At 66.9% G+C, this 15,992-nt stretch carries 11 protein-coding genes; 10 read left to right on the top strand and 1 reads right to left on the bottom strand.

What is annotated here, in order from left to right; genetic code table 11:
• Positions 1-2 precede the first annotated feature (2 nt).
• From VCS63_RS10640 to VCS63_RS10630, 3 genes are read left to right on the top strand one after another with little or no spacing between them, the layout of a single operon-like run.
• On the top strand, positions 3-1,133 hold the full coding sequence (locus VCS63_RS10640; protein ID WP_104653288.1) for a CaiB/BaiF CoA transferase family protein: 1,131 nt from the start codon (positions 3-5) through the stop codon (positions 1,131-1,133).
• 59 nt (positions 1,134-1,192) lie between these two features.
• Complete coding sequence (locus VCS63_RS10635) at positions 1,193-2,020, top strand: enoyl-CoA hydratase/isomerase family protein (protein ID WP_063641782.1); 828 nt, start codon at positions 1,193-1,195, stop codon at positions 2,018-2,020.
• Between the two features lie 3 nt (positions 2,021-2,023).
• Complete coding sequence (locus VCS63_RS10630) at positions 2,024-3,580, top strand: class I adenylate-forming enzyme family protein (protein ID WP_323879665.1); 1,557 nt, start codon at positions 2,024-2,026, stop codon at positions 3,578-3,580.
• Positions 3,581-3,613: 33 nt separating this feature from the next.
• Here the strand turns inward: VCS63_RS10630 and VCS63_RS10625 are convergent, their stop codons facing one another.
• The gene (locus tag VCS63_RS10625; protein ID WP_323879663.1) at positions 3,614-4,510 is read right to left on the bottom strand and encodes a LysR family transcriptional regulator; all 897 of its coding nucleotides are present in this window, start codon (positions 4,508-4,510) and stop codon (positions 3,614-3,616) included.
• A gap of 119 nt (positions 4,511-4,629) precedes the next feature.
• On the opposite strand from VCS63_RS10625, the gene VCS63_RS10620 reads away from it, so the two are divergent.
• From VCS63_RS10620 to VCS63_RS10590, 7 genes are all read left to right on the top strand, one after another.
• Positions 4,630-6,243, top strand: coding sequence for an FAD-dependent monooxygenase (locus VCS63_RS10620; protein WP_323879662.1), 1,614 nt, complete (start codon positions 4,630-4,632; stop codon positions 6,241-6,243).
• 87 nt (positions 6,244-6,330) lie between these two features.
• Complete coding sequence (locus VCS63_RS10615) at positions 6,331-7,656, top strand: MFS transporter (RefSeq protein ID WP_323879659.1); 1,326 nt, start codon at positions 6,331-6,333, stop codon at positions 7,654-7,656.
• A 30-nt stretch (positions 7,657-7,686) separates the two neighbouring features.
• Complete coding sequence (locus VCS63_RS10610; protein ID WP_042792498.1) at positions 7,687-8,391, top strand: SDR family NAD(P)-dependent oxidoreductase; 705 nt, start codon at positions 7,687-7,689, stop codon at positions 8,389-8,391.
• A 146-nt stretch (positions 8,392-8,537) separates the two neighbouring features.
• Positions 8,538-9,692 (top strand): non-hydrolyzing UDP-N-acetylglucosamine 2-epimerase, encoded by a 1,155-nt coding sequence (gene wecB / locus VCS63_RS10605; protein ID WP_323879902.1) that lies wholly within the window; start codon positions 8,538-8,540, stop codon positions 9,690-9,692.
• Between the two features lie 34 nt (positions 9,693-9,726).
• Positions 9,727-11,940: a hypothetical protein gene (locus tag VCS63_RS10600; protein WP_323879656.1), complete on the top strand. Its 2,214-nt coding sequence runs from the start codon at positions 9,727-9,729 to the stop codon at positions 11,938-11,940.
• An 18-nt stretch (positions 11,941-11,958) separates the two neighbouring features.
• Entirely contained in the window at positions 11,959-13,662 is a 1,704-nt protein-coding gene (locus tag VCS63_RS10595) for a glycosyl transferase family protein (protein WP_088607569.1), read from the top strand.
• The gene (locus tag VCS63_RS10590) at positions 13,659-15,983 is read left to right on the top strand and encodes an NfrA family protein (protein ID WP_278489619.1); all 2,325 of its coding nucleotides are present in this window, start codon (positions 13,659-13,661) and stop codon (positions 15,981-15,983) included. Before VCS63_RS10595 ends, VCS63_RS10590 begins: the two co-directional genes overlap by 4 nt.
• Positions 15,984-15,992: the final 9 nt, after the last annotated feature.

Below are 15,992 nucleotides of genomic sequence, written 5' to 3'. Positions count from 1 at the left end.
ACATGGCTGGTCCCCTGAGCGGATTTACCGTCGTGGAAATGGCTGGCATAGGGCCCGGTCCCTTCTGCGCCATGATGTTGGCGGACATGGGCGCGGACGTGATCCGCATCGACCGGCTTGCCCCGGGATTCCTGGGCGGCGGCGGCACCATCATCGACCGAGGCCGCCGCACGATCGCGCTGGACCTCAAGAAGCCCGGCGCGACCGATATCGTGCTGCGACTGCTGGACAAGGCGGACGCGCTGCTGGAGGGGTTTCGGCCCGGCGTGATGGAAAGGCTGGGGCTGGGGCCCGACGAGTGCCTGGCGCGCAATCCGCGCCTGGTGTACGGACGCATGACGGGCTGGGGGCAGGACGGGCCGCTGTCGCAAGCGGCCGGCCATGACCTGAACTACATCGCCATCACTGGCGCGCTGCACGCCATGGGGCATGCCGAACTGCCACCGGCGCCGCCGCTGCACCTGGTCGGCGACATGGGCGGCGGCGCCATGATGTTGGCCTTCGGGGTGCTGTGCGGCTTGCTCGAAGCGGGCCGCACCGGTAAAGGCCAGGTGGTGGACGCCGCGATCTGCGACGGCGCCTCGCTGCTGGCCAGCGCCTATCACGGCAAGCTGCGAAGCGGCGACTGGATCAACCAGCGCCAGTCCAACATGCTGGACGGCGGCGCCCATTTTTATGGCTGCTATGCGTGCGCGGACGGCAAGTACGTGTCGATCGGCGCAATCGAACCGCAGTTCTACCGCCTGCTGCTGGAGCGCTGCGGCATCGACGACCCGGATTTCCAGCAGCAATGGGAACGCGCGCAGTGGCCGCAATTGCGCGCCAAGCTCGCTGGCATTATCGCCGGCAGGACTCGAGAACAATGGTGCGCGCTGCTTGAGGGCACGGACGCCTGCTTCGCGCCGGTGCTCGATTTCGAGGAAGCCCCGCAGCATGCCCACCACCAGGCGCGAGGCAGCTTCATCGAAACTGCCGGCACTGTCCACCCCGCCCCCGCGCCGCGCTTTTCCCGCACTCCGGGGCAGGCCCGCGCAGTGCCAGCGCCGGGCGAGCACACGGACGCGCTGCTGGGGGAACTGGGGCTGACCCAGGACGACATCCAGTCCCTGCGCGAGCGTGGCGCCATCGCCTGACGGCCCGCGACAGCTTGCGGCCGGGCCCGCATGCGGCCTGGCCATCATGGAAGGCAGACATGGAGACTTACCCGATGCAAGTCATCTCAAGCGAGTTCAAGACCGTGCTCTATGCCGTGGAAGGCGGCGTCGCCACCATCACCCTGAACCGTCCCGCCCAGCGCAACGCGCTGGACCTGACCATGCGTGAAGAACTGGCCCACCTGGTGGGCGAGATCCGGCGCGATCGCGGGGTGCGCGTGGTGATCCTGGCCGGCGCCGGCGGCGCCTTCTGTTCTGGCGGCGATATCTCCACCATGGGCTGCGGCGGCTCCGCCGAGCAAGCGCACGAACGCATGGCCAGCCTGCTCGTGACAATCGAAGGCCTGATCACGCTGGACCGGCCGGTCATCGCAGCGGTCGACGGCGCGGCCTATGGCGCCGGGCTGGGCCTGGCCCTGACCGCCGACCTGATCCTGGCCTCGCCGCGCGCGCGCTTCTGCCTGTCGTTCCTGCGGCTGGGGGCCATCCCGGATTGCGCCACGCTGTATACCCTGCCGCGCATGGTGGGACTGCAGCGCGCCAAGGAACTGGCCTTCTCCACCCGCGAGTTCCAGGCGCAGGAAGCCCGTGACATGGGCATCGTGTTCGAGATCCAGCCGCAGGAACGGATCCACCAGCGCGCCCGCCAGATCGCGCTGTCGATGGCGGAACTGCCCATGGCGGCGCTGGCGATCACCAAACGCGCTTTCAACGCTTCGCTCAACAGCGATTTGAACACCATGCTGGACCTGGAGGCGGCCGGCCAGGGCGTGGCCCGCTCCACCGACTACCACCGCGAGGCGGCCGGGCGCTTTCTCGACAAGGTGGCGCAGCGCTTCCAGTGGCCGGCGGCCGATGCCGTATAGGCCATGGCCCATCTGATCGATTTCTTCGAGCGCGGCCTGAGGATGTCCGCAAGCGCGCCCTGCTTCGCGGAACCCGGCGGCCGCGTCCTGGACTACGGCACGGTGGCGGATCTGTCCCACCGCATCGCCAATGGCCTGCACGCGGCGGGCGTGGGCCCGGGCGACAAGGTCGGCTTGCTCAGCCCCAACCATCTTCTGACCTTCGTCGCGGTGCTCGGCATCGTCCGGTCCCGCGGCATCTGGCTGCCCGTCAATGCACGCAACAGCATCGAGGAAAACCTCCATGTACTCGCGCGTGGCCACTGCGCCTTCCTGTTCCTGCACAGCAGTTTCGCGGGCGACCTGGACAAGATCCGGGCCGCCCTGCCGGACCTGAAGGGCCTGATCATCATCGACGGCCCGCAAGGAGCAGCGCCGGGACTGGAGCAATGGGCCGCCGCGCAGAGCGCGGCACCCGTGGCCTCCGAGGGCGGCGGCGATGACATCGTGGCGATCCGGGGCACCGGCGGCACCACGGGCATGCCCAAGGGGGTGCTGGTCACACATCGCATGTACGCCACCCTGCTCGCCAACTGGTTCGCCGCCATGCCGGTCCGCGAAACGCCCGTGCATCTGGTCGTGGCGCCGCTGACTCATGCGGCCGGCATGGTGGCCTTTGCCACGCTGGCCTATGGGGGCGTGAACATCGTATTGCCATCGCCGCGCCCGGAAGCGATTCTGCAAGCCATGGAACGGCATCGCGTTACTCAGCTTTTCTGCCCACCCACCGTCATCTACCGCCTGCTCGCTCACCCGGAGGTACGCCGCTGGCGCTACGACGCGCTGCGCTACTTCGTCTATTCGGCCGCGCCCATGTCGGCGGCCAAGCTGAAGCTGGCGCTGGAAATCTTCGGTCCCGTCATGGTGCAGTGCTACGGCCAGGCCGAGGCCCCCTTCACCTGCACCACGATGACCACCGAGGATCACGTCGCCGCGCTGCGGCAGGACACGGAACACCGGCTGGCCAGCTGCGGGCGGGCCGGCCCATTTGTCCGAGTGGAGATCATGGATCCGCAAGGCGGGCTGCTCGGCCCCGGCGAACGCGGCGAAATCGTGGTCCAGGGCGACCTGGTCATGGCCGGGTACTACAACAACCCCGAAGGCACCGCGCAAGCCTTGCGCGGCGGCTGGCTGCACACCGGGGACGTCGGCTATCGCGACGCCGACGGCTTTTTCTACATCGTCGACCGCATGAAAGATTTGATCATCTCGGGCGGCTTCAACATCTCGCCGGGTGAAATCGAACAAGTTCTGTGGGCGCATCCCCTGGTGAACGATTGCGCCGTGATCGGTGTGCCGGACGAAGATTGGGGTGAGGCAGTCAAGGCCATCATCGAACTGAAACCGGGCGCGCGGTGGAATGCGGAAGACGCCATCGCATATTGCCGTGCGCGGCTGGACGGCATGAAGACGCCAAAGTCGGTGGAGTTCCGCGACGAGCTGCCGCGCAGCCAGGTGGGCAAGGTATTGAAGCAGCAACTGCGCGAGCCCTACTGGGCTGGCCGGGACCGGCGCGTGTAGGCCGGCGCCCGATCGCGACTGGCCGGCCCGCGGCTAGCCCTGCGCCCGCGCGCTGGCGCGCCGCGCCAGCGTGCAGTAGTAATCGGCCGCAGGTGTCAGCGGCAAGCCGGCCCGCTGCACGATGCACACCGGCGGCGCCGGCAGCGGTTCCTTGACGCGGATTTCCTGGAACACCCCCTGCAATAGGGGATATTGCAACCATTGCACCGGCAGCATCATCAGCAAGTCTGAATTGGTCAGGGCCGTGATGAAGGTCAGCGCCGACTGCGCTTTCAGGGCGAGGTGAGGTGGCGGCAAGCCATGCTTCTCGAAAAGCGGCCCCAGTTCCTCTTCGGCCTTGTGCGTGATGGAGGTAGTGATCCATTGCGCCCCCGCGAGGTCGCGCAGGGACCGTGCGCGCGCAAGCGGATGCCCTTTGCGCCCGACAATCACGCGCATGTTGTCGAAGAGCTTTTCGACCTGCAGTTCACCCGGCGTGCGCGCAGGCACCGGCCCGATGTAGAAGTCCACGGTACCGTCGAGCAGGGACGACTCCACCCGTGGATAAACCCCATCGATGATTTCCAGATGGATATCCGGGTAGCGCGCCCGGAACTCTCGCAACACTTCGGCGAACAGGCCCAGATGGGGCGCCGTCGACATGCAGAGCGTGACGCGCCCGCGGGACTCGCCGTTCAGTTGGCCGATCTCGTCGCGGGCACGCTGAAGCTCGTGGCGTATGGCGTTGGCCCGCCTGAGGAAAACCTCGCCCATGGGCGTCAGGCGCACGCCCGTGGCGTGCCGTTCGAACAGCACGCATCCCAGTTCTTTTTCGAGTTCGCGGATGCTGCGGGAAATTGCAGGCTGCGGCGCGTCCAGGTGACGAGCCGCAGCCCTGACCCCGCCACGTTCGGCCACCGCCAGGAAATCCCGCAGGGTGTTCAGCTTCATGGATAGCGAATCAAATTTGATATCAGTAAGCTAATTCTGCCATCTTTAAGCATCGGAGGCATAGGCCTAGGATGCGTCCAAAACCTGCAGGAAAAAGCAGGCAACCCAGGAGACCTAAGGTGGAAAAGCGAGCCTCGCCCCGCGTGCTGATCGTGGGCGCCGGACCGGCCGGATTGAGTCTGGCGATTGAACTGGGGCACAGGAAGATTCCGTGCCTGCTCATCGAGCGCAACGACCGCGTGGGATACGCCCCACGGGCGAAGACAACCAACGTGCGCACGCGTGAACACCTGCGGCGCTGGGGCATCGCCGACCGCCTGCGGGCAGCATCGCCGCTGGGCGCCTACTACCCTTCAAACGTGGTGTTCTGCACCCGCCTGGCGGGCTTCGAACTCGGGCGGCATGAGAACGCCATGTACTGCGCCCCCGGCCGCAATCCCCTGTACTCGGAACATGCGCAATGGATTCCTCAATACACCGTGGAAGAGGTGCTGCGCTCGCATGCGGCCACCCTGCCCGGTGTTGAAATCCGGTTCCGCACCGAATTATTGGACCTGTCGCAGGATGCCCGCGGCGTGCACGTCCGCTTGCGCGATCTGGCGCAGGGCCGCGACGTCGAACTGGAAGTGGACTACCTGGCAGGCGCCGACGGCGCCCGCAGTCTGGTACGGGACCTGATCGGCACGCGCATGGAAGGCAGGCACGGCCTGTCCCGCAACTACAACATCGTGTTCCGCGCGCCCGGCCTGGCACAGGCGCATAAGCACGGGCCCGCCATCATGTACTGGCAGGTCAATGGCGACGCGCCCAGCCTGATAGGTCCGATGGACGGCGGCGACACCTGGTTCTTCATGCCCACGCACGTAGATCCGCAACAGCGAGCCAGCGACATCGACGCGCGCGCACTGATCGCCCGCGCCACCGGCATCGACCTGCCCTACGAGGTGCTCAGCAGCGATGAGTGGACCGCGAGCAAACTCCTGGGCAACCGCTACCGGCAGGCGCGCGTCTTCCTGGTTGGCGACGCCTGCCATCTGCACCCGCCTTTCGGCGGCTACGGCATGAACATGGGCGTGGCAGATAGCGTGGACCTGGGCTGGAAGCTGGCCGCCGTGCTGCAAGGCTGGGGCGGCCCCGCGCTGCTCGACAGCTATGAACTGGAACGCCGGCCGGTACACCAGTGGGTGCTGGATGAAGCCGAGCACAACCATTCGATACTGGGCAATCACTTGCTGGCCGAGCACCTTGAAGATGCCGGCGCGGCGGGCGAACAGGCGCGCCACGAAGCCGGCGCGCGCATCCAGGCAGCGAAAATGCGCGAGTTCGCCACGCTGGGCGTGGTGCTGGGCTATCGGTACGCGGACTCCCCCGTCATCGTGCCGGATGGCAGCCCCGCGCCTGCCCGCGACTTCATTAACTACACGCCCTCGTCCCATCCCGGCGCCCTCGCCCCCCACGCCTGGCTGCACGACGGCAGCTCCCTCTATGACCATTTCGGCCCGGGATTCACATTGCTGGCCTTGCCTGCGGCAGCCGCGAGGGACGTCGATTCCGCCGTACGCGCGGCTCGAGCCGCGGGGGTGCCGCTGACGTTGATCCGTCCGACCGAAGGCGGAATCGCCAACCTCTACCCTGCCCCGCTCACCCTTATCCGGCCCGACCAGCACGTCGCCTGGCGCGGCGCAACCTGGCCGGACGCTGACTTGTACGCCCAGGTCACGGGGCGCCACTGAAACCAAGACCGGCGGTGCGCAGCCAGGCACCGTCCCAATCCAAGCCTAGCGAGATCCGCCACGAAGGTGGACGACTGGAGACCAACCATGATCCGCAATGAAGATCTGGCGAACGCCGAACGGGCTGTCGCCGGCTTTCGCAACCGCGTCCTGCCCCTGCTGTTCGCAGGATATCTGCTCAACTTCCTGGACCGAACCAACATCAGCTACGCGCAATTGCAGATGGGCGTCGACCTGGGCATTTCCCTGGCGGCCTATGGATTCGGCGCGGGGCTGTTCTTTATCGGCTACGCCAGCGTATGCGTGCCGGCCAATCTGGCGCTGCAACGCTTCGGCGTCAGGCGCTGGCTGGCGTTCATGTTCCTCGCCTGGGGCCTGGTTTCCTGCCTGATGGCGGCGCTGCATGGCGAAAAATCGTTCTACGTGCTGCGCTTCCTGCTAGGGGTGACGGAGGGCGGCTTCATTCCCGCCGTCAATTTCTATATTGCATCCTGGATACCGCCGCGCTATCGCAGCCGGATCAACTCGATCTTCATCATGGCGCTGCCGCTGGCGATGATCTTCGGCGGTCCGCTGGCGGGCATGCTGCTCAAAATCGAATTCGGCATGCCAGGCTGGCGCTGGCTGTTTCTCATCGAAGGCCTGCCGACCATGCTGCTGGGCCTGCTGATCCTGCGCTACCTGCCCGGCACCCCGCGCGAGGCGCGATGGCTCAGCGATGAGCAGCGCCAGGGCTTGCTTGCGGTCATGGAGCATGAAGCCCCCGCCCGCGCGGCCGCCCCGGCCGCGTCCTGGACGCACGGATTCGCGGTCTTCCGCCAGCCGATGCTATGGGGCATTCTGCTGATACTGCTGGCGGCCTACGCCGCAACCTTCGCCCTGGCGTACTTCCTTCCCACCATTCTCAAGCAGTTGTACGGCATCACGCCCCTGGAAATCGGCACGCTGCTGATGATTCCCAACGTGGTGGCGCTGGTGTTCAGCTACGTAATCGGGCGCAGCAGCGAACGCACGGGCGACATCCGCTGGCACCTGGCCGTCGTCTGCCTGGTGGGCGCTGGCGGATTCATGATGCTGCACGGCGCGGCAACGGTATCACTGGCGGCATTCCTGGCCGTGGTGTCGGTCATTACGGGCTACACCATCGCGTACTACGGCCCCCTCAATGCCGCCGTGCAGAACTACATCGGCGCCAGCGCCGGCCCGCTTGCGCTCGTTACGACCATAGGCTCACTCGGAGGCTTCTTTGGCCCGACCCTGACGGGCGCCGTCATGCAGGCCAGTGGAGGCGAATGGGAACTCGCGGCCCAGGTGTTCGCGCTGGCGACGCTGGCAAGCGCTGGCCTGGCAATACTGTGCGTGCGCAACCGGGGCGCCGCGCGAGGCGCGCAGGTCGCTGCGTCCAGCACCTGAAATCGATCCAACCTGCATAGGGAGTCAGACATGAATGCGAATACGCAAGCAAGAACCGCGGTCATCACGGGCGGCGCCAGCGGCATCGGCCAGGAATGCGCGCGGCAACTGCGCGCCGAGGGGTGGCGGGTCATCGTGTGGGATCGGAGCGCCGCGGACGGCGGCGTGGCCGTCGATGTTTCCGACTACGCCAGCGTTGCCCGCGCAGCCGCGCAGCTGGACGGCGTCGATCTGCTGATCAACGCCGCCGGGATAGCTGGCGGCCGCGCCCCCGTCGCGGACAAGGACCCGGCGGAATGGGCCCAGGTCCTGGCGGTGAACCTCAACGGCACCTTCCATTGTGCGCACGCCCTGTACCCCGGCCTGCGTGCCCGCGGCGGCGTCATCGTCAACATCGCTTCGGTCGCCGGCATGGTCATGATGAAAGGCCGCGCCCATTACGCGGTATCGAAAGCCGGCGTGGCGACGCTGACGCGCTCGCTCGCCAACGAATGGGCCGAGGACGGCATCCGCGTCATCGCGGTCGCGCCCGGCTACGTCAAGACGCCGTTGATCCAGCATTCCATCGATGCCGGGGAACTGGACGAGGCGCGGCTGGCGGCCATGCACCCCATGAATCGCCTTGCCACCACCCAGGAAATCGCGGCATCCATCATTGCGCTGACCCGGCCGCCGTTCCTGTTCATGACGGGCTCCGTCGTCACCATCGATGGAGGCCTGACGCTGGGCAAATAATCCCGGACACCGCGCGAAAGCAACAGTTTGTCCCTAAATTCTGTCCTAATCTGCCCCCAATGAAATAAACTGTCACATATTACGAAAACTTTCAATCCATAATCTACGCAAGAAAATGCCACCGGCGTAGGGGGCCCGCTCTTGTGATGAAAGTCCTTTCGATATTCGGGACCCGTCCCGAAGCAATCAAGATGGCGCCGCTGGTGTCCGCCCTGCAAGGCGAGCCCCAGATCCAGAGTGTCGTCTGCGTGACGGGCCAGCATCGCGAGATGCTGGACCAGGTAATGGCGCTGTTCGATCTGCGGGCGCAGCATGACCTGGACATCATGGTGCCCAACCAGACGCTCAACGGCCTGTACGCGCGCTTGATCAGCCGGGTGGACAGCGTGCTGGAAGCGGAACAGCCCGACTGCGTGCTCGTCCATGGCGACACCAGCACCGCATCGGCCTGCGCGCTGGCCTCGTTCCATCGCCGCGCGCGCATCGGCCACGTCGAAGCAGGCCTGCGCACCGGCGACCTGGCCAAGCCCTTCCCCGAGGAAATGAACCGCCGCGTGGTCGATGCGGTGGGCGACTGGCTGTTCGCGCCCACGGCGCAATCGCGCGGCAACCTGCTGCGTGAAAACCTGGCGGGCCGCATCACGGTCACCGGCAATACCGTGATCGACGCGCTGGCCATGACGTGCGCCAAGCTCGCTCCGGAAGGCGCGCTTGCACAGCAGCTGGCGGCGCGTTACGGCTGGCTGGATCCGCAGCGCCGACTGCTGCTGGTCACCGGGCACCGGCGCGAAAGCTTCGGCGACGGTTTCCGCAACATCTGCGCCGCCCTGGCAGAACTGGCGCGGCGCGAGGATCTGCAGATCGTCTATCCCGTGCACTTGAATCCACAGGTGCGCAACGTGGTGATGGCGCAGCTGGATGGCTTGTCGCGCGTGCACCTGATAGCCCCGCTGGATTACCTGGACTTCGTCTGGTTCATGCAACGCGCCTATCTGATCCTGACCGACTCCGGCGGCGTACAGGAAGAAGCGCCCTACCTGGGCAAGCCAGTGTTGGTAATGCGCGACGTCACGGAGCGCCCGGAAGCCGTGCAAGCCGGCACTGTAACGCTGGTGGGCACGGATACCGGGCGCATCCTCGCGGAAGTGAACCGGCTGCTCGACAACCCGGATCTCCATGCCTCGTTCTCCCGCCGTATCAATCCGTATGGCGACGGCCACGCCAGCCAGCGCATCGTGGATGCGCTCTGTGGCCGTGCGGTATCCGAATTTTCATTGCCAGGACCGGCCGCGGCCCGTTAATGGCCGCCCTACGTATCCCATCTCCGGAGCCCTCATGCCCAAAGCCCCGCATTTCCACGCCGCCCGCACCCTGCGCCGCGCCTTGATCGCCGCCGGGTTGCTGCTCCCGCTGGGAGCGCTGGCCAGTCCTGCGGGCGATGCCTTGCGGCGCTTGGGGGGCGACGATTGGGTCACGCGCGACACCAGCCTGGAAGACCTGGGCATCCGCGAGCCCGTGGTGCTGAGCGACAGCGATGCGCGCCAGGAGTTCTACCTGCCCGTGCCCCGCGGCGTGCCGATAGCCGACGCCACGCTGGACTTCGATGCGCGGTACATCAAGGGCGAGCCAGGCCGCGCCAGCATGGTGCTGTGGGTGGACGGCGTGCCCCAGACCGCGCAACGCGTCGCCGACGGCGAAGGTTCCGCCACGCGCAAGCTCAACGTGGAACCGCGCGTGCGCGACACCGGCTTCGTGCGCCTGGCCGTGGACTGGCAATCGGAGGTTGCGCAGCGCCAGTGCGAGAGCAACCGCGCCACGGCAAACGCCTTGATGGTTTCGCCGCGGACGCGCCTGAGCTATCGCTACGCGCCCTCGTCCATCGGCAGCCTGGACGAGGCCTGGAGCATACTGCCGGGCAGAGCCGTGCTGATGGTGGCGGGCACAAAGCTCGACCAACAGGCGTTCGACAGCGCCTGGCGCATGGGTGTGGCGCTCGAACGCAGCGGCAAGCGCGTCACGGTGCGGGCCTTCCCCTCGGTGGGAGACGAGATCGACACGCGGGGCCTGCAGGCCCCGAACGGACTCGGCCAGGTGCCCGCATTTGCGGCCCTGGCGGGCAATGACAAGCACAAACTGGCCAGCCCCGCCGAGATCGGCGCTTTGCTGGTCATGGGTGCGCCCGCCGTCAGCGGCGACGTGGTCATCGCGGATGCCGCGCTGCGCGCCCGGTACAACGAGGCGCTGGACGCCTTGCAGGCTCAGTTGGCGCAGGACGCCGATGCTGCCGAGGCCTTCAAGGCATGGCGCCAGCGGCGCATGCCTTTGGCCGGCCAGGACCTGCAGCCCAAGGAAATCCGCCTGTCGCCGCTGGGCCGGCAGGCGGTGATCGCGGTCGCCGCCGACGCCGGCGCACAGGGCGCGGGCGCCTTCGACACCGCCTGGCGCCGCATCCTCGTCACCCGTCAGGCGCAGGTCAAGGCGGCCGAACCGCCACAGTCGCTTGGCCAGGACGGCATGCGCCTGACGACGCTGGGGGGATCATCCGCCAGCTTCGACGTCGTCGCGCGCGGCGACTGGAACGCGACATTTCCGCTGGCCGCCGTCTCCGCGGACGGCAGCATGCCCGACGAGCTGGTCATGGACCTGGCCGCCGCGCCCGGCGCCTCCGCCACCCGGCCCGTCGCCTCGGTGTTCTGGAACGGCATCCTGCTGGCCGCCAAGCAGATGGACGCGGACGGCCATCCCGAGCGCGTGACGGCGCGCGTGCCCGGCTACGTCCTGGGCTCGACCAACGCGGTGCGCGTCACCTTCCAGCGCCAGCCGGTATCGGTGGACTGCAACGAAATCCCGCAGGGCTATCCCGTCAACGTGCTGCCCACGAGCTACGTGAAGCCTGGCCGCGCGCAGCCGGACGGCACCTTCGTGGGGCTGTTGCCGCTGCTTGCCGGCAGCCCCCAGCTGCTCGTCCCCGACACCTATCTGGCGGATGCCCCGGCCAGCATCCAGCGCGTGATCGGGATCGCCGCGGCCAGCGGGCTGTCGGCCACGCGCGCGACGCTGTCGCTGACGCCGGCAGGCCAGGCAGCCAAGCCCGGCGGGCCTTTCGTGGCGATGGAAGTGGCGCTGGACGGCGCCAAGCCACTCGTCAAGGTTACGGATCGCAAGCAACTGACCGTGGACGGCAAGAGCGCGCCCTGGCTGGACGTTTCCGGGCTGGACAACCTGAGCACGGCCGAGGTCGTCCGGGCGGGCGGCCAGGACGGCCTGCTGTGGCACACGCTGGGCCAGCGCCCGGCAATCCCGCAAGCGCCCTTCGTGCTGAACCGCGGCAACATCGCCATCATCGGCGCGGCGGGCCCGTTGGCCTGGATCGACAGCGCCAACCCCGGGGCCGGCCAGCCTCCGGGCGCGGGCGCCAGCGCCTTCTTCGAATGGCGCCGCTATCTATCATGGAGCGTGCCCGCCCTGAGCGTCGGCCTGCTGGTCCTGCTCCTGATCCTGATCGCCGCGTTGCGCATCACCCGCAGGAAGAACAAGGAAAGCAAGTAACCCGGAGGCGCTGGCGCCATGTCCTCGCTTTACTGGCCCTACCTCATCGCCGACTACTACCGCGGACTGGAGATCGTGACGGCGGTGGTCGGCGTCATCATCTTGCTGTCCAGCCTGGACGACTTGTTCATCGATGGCTGGTTCTGGCTGCGCGAACTGCGCCGCGGGCTGACGGTCAAGCGCCAGTATGCGGCGCTGACCGCGGAGCAACTGCGCGCCAAGCCGGAACAGCCGCTGGCAATCATGGTGCCGGCGTGGCTGGAGTACGACGTGATCGCGCCCATGCTCGAGAACATGGTGTCCACGCTGGAATACAAGAACTACATGATCTTCGCGGGCACTTACCAGAACGACGAGCGCACGATCAAAGAGGTGGAGCGCATGCGGCGGCGCTACCGCCAATTGATACGCGTGGAAGTCCCGCATGACGGGCCGACCTGCAAGGCCGACTGCCTGAACTGGATCGTGCAGGCCATCTTTGCGCAGGACACCCGGCAGCCCGTGCCCTTCGCGGGCGTGATCCTGCACGACAGCGAAGACGTGCTGCACCCGCTGGAACTGAAGTACTACAACTACCTGCTGCCGCGCATCGACTTCATCCAGTTGCCGGTGACCTCGCTTGAGCGGGAATGGCACGAATTGGTTGCCGGCACCTACATGGATGAGTTCGCGGAATGGCACACCAAAGATCTGGTGGTGCGCGAGAGCCTGTCCAAGATGGTGCCGTCCGCCGGCGTGGGCACCTGCTTCTCGCGCCACGCGCTGCAGGAGCTGGCGGCAGAAACGAACAACCAGCCCTTCAATACGGATACCTTGACCGAGGACTATGACATCGGCGCGCGCCTGGCGCAGCGCGGCATGCGCCAGATCTTCGGCAAGTTCGAGGTCGAGTACGTGACCCGCCGCCGCTCCTGGTTCGGCCTGGGGCGGGAAAAAATCTCCACCATCAAGATGCCGCTGGGCGTGCGCGAATATTTTCCCAACACCTTCCGCACGGCGTACCGGCAGAAGGCCCGCTGGACGCTGGGCATCGGCCTGCAAGGCTGGCAGCAGGTGGGATGGACGGGATCGCTGGCCACCAAGTATTTATTGTTCCGCGACCGCAAGGGCCTGTTCACTTCGTTCATCGCGATACTGGCCTATCTGCTGCTGGCCAACTTTTTCCTCTTCTACCTGGCTGACCGCTTCGGCTGGTGGAAGGTCTACTACCCTTCCTACTTCCGCCCCGGCGGCTGGCTGGTGACGCTGATGTGGCTGAACGCGGGCGCCCTGTTGCTGCGGGTGGTGCAACGCGCTTATTTCGTCGGCCGCATGTATGGCTGGGAACATGCCCTGCTCTCCATGCCCCGCATGATCGTGGGCAACTTCATCAATGCCATGGCGGCGGCGCGGGCGTGGCGCCTGTTCATCGTCCACCTCGTCACCGGCAAGCGGCTGGCCTGGGACAAGACCATGCATGACTTCCCTTCAACCGACCAATTGGCGCAGCAGCGCCAGCGCCTGGGCGACCTGCTGCTGTCCTGGCAGGCGATCGACCACCAGATGCTGGAACAGGCGCTGGAGATCCAGGCGCGCGAGAAGCGGCCGCTCGGCGAAATCCTGATGGAGCACGGCTGGCTCGACGAGAAAACGCTGCACGAAGCCCTGTCATTCCAGCAAGGCGCCCCGACGCAAACCGAGCCCCCCGCGGATCCGCTATCGCACAGGCCCACGTCTCCATGACCGTCATTTCCCGTTCGCTGGCTTTTTCCGCCTTGCTGCTGTGCGCGGCGGCGGCGCCCGAAGCTGCCGGGCAAGCCGCGGCTGCCGCCGAGCGCCCCCTTGAAGGCGACGCCTACCAATTAGCCGACCAGGCCTACAAGCAATACGATGCGGGCCACTACGAAACCGCCCAAATCATGGCGGAGAACGCCATCCGCCTGCGGCCGGACGTGGCCCGCCTGCGGTTGCTGCTGGTATACACCCTGGAAAAACAGGGCAAGCGGCAGGAGGCCGTGCGCGCCGCGGACGCGGCGATAGCCGCAGGATTGGACACGGCCGAGCTGCGCCAGGCAAAGGCCAATCTGCAACGCCCGACAGCCGTGGCCGCGCCCGCCGCCCCGCCGCCTCCGCAAACGCCCACGCAAACGTCCGCCGCGCAAACACCCGCGACGCCTCGCAAGCCCGCGCCGCAGACTCCATATCAACGGGCATATCCCGTAGCGGCGCGCGCCTATGCGGACTATGCGCGCCAGGATTACGCCGCAGCAGCCGCGGGCGCCGAGCGCGCCTTCCGCGCCGTCCCCAGGCAAGGCGAATGGGCCTTGCTGTGGGTCGAATCGCTGGGCGCGCAGCAACGCTATCTGGACGCCAGCCAGGCCGTCGACACGGCGCTGGCGCTGGGCGCGCCTAACAAGGCCGCGCTGCAGGCCAGGCAACAGGCGTTCGATCGCCAGCTCGCGGCAAACCAGGCGCCGGCCGCGCCCGCTCCGGGCAGCGCCGCCGCTGCGGGCGCCTATGCAGCCTACGACAAAGGCGCCTACCAGGAAGCCATCGTGCTCGCCCGCCAGGCGGTGGCCGAGGCGCCGGACAACGAGAGCTACGCCCAACTCCTGACGACCACGCTGGCCGCAGGCACTACCGCGCAAGTCGCTGAAGCGCAAGCCCGGCTCAGCGACGCAATCTCCCGCCAGCCGGACTCGGCCCAGTTGCTTGCGCAACGCGGTTATGCGCGCCAGCGCCTGGGCCAGCCCGCGGGCGCGGCGTCCGACTTCGCGGCCGCGCGCGCAACCGGCCAGGCGCCGCCCCGCCTGATCCTGGACCAGGCCTATGCGCAATCCGCGATGGGCGACAATCGCGCCGCCACGGACTCGCTCAAGCAGGCCATCGACATGGACGACGCGGGCCAACTGGGCCTGACGCCGCTTGAGCGCTACAACACGCGCAGCGCGGTCGGCGCCCTGTCGCGCGAATGGGGCGGCTCCTTCTCCGCTTCCTATCGCGGCGCGAGGCCGGCCAGTTCCAGCCTGGGCGGAGCCGCCATCAACACGCCGGGCGACGTGATCTTCAGCACCGCGGAGATCTTCTGGCGTCCGCCCCAACTGAACAACCGCTGGGGCATGCTCGAGGCCTACGCGCGCAGTTCCAACACGCTGTACGACAGCGGCAGCACGTATGAGTCGCGCCGCAACGTGGATCCCTGCACTGGAGAAAGCACGCCGGACGAACGCTCCAACGAAGAACGCTTCCGCAACAACAGTACGGCGTCCGGCATTCCCAGTACCATCGGCGCTCTGGGCCTGCGCTATCTGCTGGCCGATACCGGCGTGACCTTCGGCATAGAACGGCGCTTCTTCCTGGGGTCCGCCACCCGCCAAGGCTATGCCTATCCCGAATCCAGTGCCGTGCAGTGCGCGGCCCAGCAGGCCTTTCACAACGCGTATCCCAATCTGCAGGACCAGAGCGCCGTGGCGCGCTACAAACTCAATGGCAATGCCGGCGGCTGGATGTCCTACGTGACTTACGGCTATTACCAGGGCCGCGAACTGCGCGTGGACGTGCCGAGCTGGCTCACCATCGAAGGTTATGCGCAGGCCGGCTACGCCTGGGATGACAACAGCGCCCGCTATACGGCCTACTCGGTAGACTCCAAAGGCCAACGCCAGCAGGAACTGGGCAGCTCGTCGGGCCGCCTCAAGCGCGACCAGGCTTTCCTGTCCGGTGAACTACGCGTGGGCCGCAGCTTCCGCGCTACCAGCATCAGCGACAAGCTGGTCCTGTTTCCGTATGCCGTCATTGGCGCCGACTGGCTGTGGCAGAAAAGCGTGGCCAAGCTCGACGACCTGGCTGGTTACGGCAGCCAGTCCGTGGTCCTGTCCGACCATGATTCCTCATGGTCGCTGGGGGTGGGGCCGGGATTCAACGTGCGCTATTGGTTCCGCGAGGACCACTACAACGCGCCGCGCTCCTATCTGGACTTCGGCGTCCAGTACCGGGCCAGCCTGGGCGGTGGTGCAAGCGACCGCGCCAAGGGCTGGTTCATGAATATGACGCTGTCGTATTGAGGCGGCTTA

Source organism: Achromobacter sp. D10, from assembly GCF_035282245.1.
In the GTDB taxonomy this organism is placed as follows: domain Bacteria; phylum Pseudomonadota; class Gammaproteobacteria; order Burkholderiales; family Burkholderiaceae_B; genus Achromobacter; species Achromobacter insolitus.
This window is presented reverse-complemented; position numbering and strand designations above follow the sequence as displayed.

Excerpts from the sequence above, each read along its gene's own strand:
- VCS63_RS10635 (WP_063641782.1), top strand. The coding sequence starts at position 1,193 with ATGGAGACTTACCCGATGCAAGTCATCTCAAGCGAGTTCAAGACCGTG.
- VCS63_RS10630 (WP_323879665.1), top strand. The coding sequence starts at position 2,024 with ATGGCCCATCTGATCGATTTCTTCGAGCGCGGCCTGAGGATGTCCGCA.
- VCS63_RS10610 (WP_042792498.1), top strand. The coding sequence starts at position 7,687 with ATGAATGCGAATACGCAAGCAAGAACCGCGGTCATCACGGGCGGCGCC.
- VCS63_RS10600 (WP_323879656.1), top strand. The coding sequence starts at position 9,727 with ATGCCCAAAGCCCCGCATTTCCACGCCGCCCGCACCCTGCGCCGCGCC.
- wecB (WP_323879902.1), top strand. The coding sequence starts at position 8,538 with ATGAAAGTCCTTTCGATATTCGGGACCCGTCCCGAAGCAATCAAGATG.
- VCS63_RS10640 (WP_104653288.1), top strand. The coding sequence starts at position 3 with ATGGCTGGTCCCCTGAGCGGATTTACCGTCGTGGAAATGGCTGGCATA.
- VCS63_RS10595 (WP_088607569.1), top strand. The coding sequence starts at position 11,959 with ATGTCCTCGCTTTACTGGCCCTACCTCATCGCCGACTACTACCGCGGA.
- VCS63_RS10615 (WP_323879659.1), top strand. The coding sequence starts at position 6,331 with ATGATCCGCAATGAAGATCTGGCGAACGCCGAACGGGCTGTCGCCGGC.
- VCS63_RS10625 (WP_323879663.1), bottom strand. The coding sequence starts at position 4,510 with ATGAAGCTGAACACCCTGCGGGATTTCCTGGCGGTGGCCGAACGTGGC.
- VCS63_RS10590 (WP_278489619.1), top strand. The coding sequence starts at position 13,659 with ATGACCGTCATTTCCCGTTCGCTGGCTTTTTCCGCCTTGCTGCTGTGC.